Origin of the sequence: Rhizobium sp. CSW-27, from assembly GCF_018760785.1 — a bacterium.
Lineage (GTDB): Bacteria > Pseudomonadota > Alphaproteobacteria > Rhizobiales > Rhizobiaceae > Neorhizobium.
Map to the genome: position 1 here is coordinate 1 of NZ_JAHHZO010000064.1, position 884 is coordinate 884.

Genomic DNA, 884 nt, shown 5'->3' on the forward strand with positions numbered 1-884 from the left:
CAACTGTATAAACCAATCTATGTTCATGATTAATACGTCGACTATAATACCCAGAGAAATTTGTTCTTAATTTTTCGGGTTTGCCTATACCTCTTAAAGCACCATCTCGATTGATACTTTTAAGCAATTCGTTAATCTTCTTTACCAGCTTCTTATCATTCTGTTGAAAATACTCATAATCTTCAAATGCTTGGGGTGAAAACGTAATATTTAACTTAGCCATTACACGTCAATTTCTTTCGTAATTGTATTGCCACGTTCTAAGTCTGCAATTGATTGAGCTATATGTTCAGCATTATTTGGGTTCTGTTGCAAATAAAGTGTTTCCATCATTGAATTATAATCAGATTCAGACATCATCACTACATTTTTATTATCAGTTGATGTGACTGTCACTACATCACTATCATCATTCACTTTCGTCATCAGTGCTTTTAAGTTCTGTCTTGCATTTGAATAGTTTTTAACTAACATATGCGTTTCCTCCTTTGAATAACCATCTTACTATATTGTACAACTAATCGTACAATATAATCAACTACTTTTCTTTCTTCTATATTAGTAAACACAAAATGATATACTGATATTAAAAATAACAAAAAAAGAAAGGGTTGTTGCATAAATGACTTATAATCTTTATTTAATCAAATTAAGTAACGAAGATGAATTTTCAGATGACATTATAGAAAGAGATTGGTTAGGTTATTCTAAGAATATGACTCAAGATGAAATTTATAACGCAATTCGCGGTTACTGGAGAATCAGCGAAACATCTTTCGAAGAAGCCGACTTCTTCTTAGGTCTAGCTCCCGAAGACAATTCAGGTCGCCGTTTTAAAATCGTAATGGAAATTAAACACTATAAAAATAGTTTAACAACAATAG

At 31.1% G+C, this 884-nt stretch carries 3 protein-coding genes; 1 reads left to right on the forward strand and 2 read right to left on the reverse strand.

What is annotated here, in order from left to right; all coding sequences use genetic code 11:
- Window positions 1–223 (reverse strand): Txe/YoeB family addiction module toxin (locus KLP42_RS27495; protein WP_215571163.1); only part of this gene is annotated, 223 nt, incomplete at its 3' end.
- Window positions 223–474: a type II toxin-antitoxin system Phd/YefM family antitoxin gene (locus KLP42_RS27500; protein WP_252193293.1), complete on the reverse strand. Its 252-nt coding sequence runs from the start codon at window positions 472–474 to the stop codon at window positions 223–225. The genes KLP42_RS27500 and KLP42_RS27495, both read right to left, overlap by 1 nt.
- Window positions 475–622: 148 nt before the next feature.
- Here KLP42_RS27500 and KLP42_RS27505 point away from each other — a divergent pair.
- Window positions 623–884 (forward strand): hypothetical protein (locus KLP42_RS27505; RefSeq protein WP_215571164.1); only part of this gene is annotated, 262 nt, incomplete at its 3' end.

Bases quoted from the DNA above. Each gene is read 5' to 3' on its own strand.
- KLP42_RS27500 (WP_252193293.1), bottom strand. From the start codon at position 474: ATGTTAGTTAAAAACTATTCAAATGCAAGACAGAACTTAAAAGCACTG.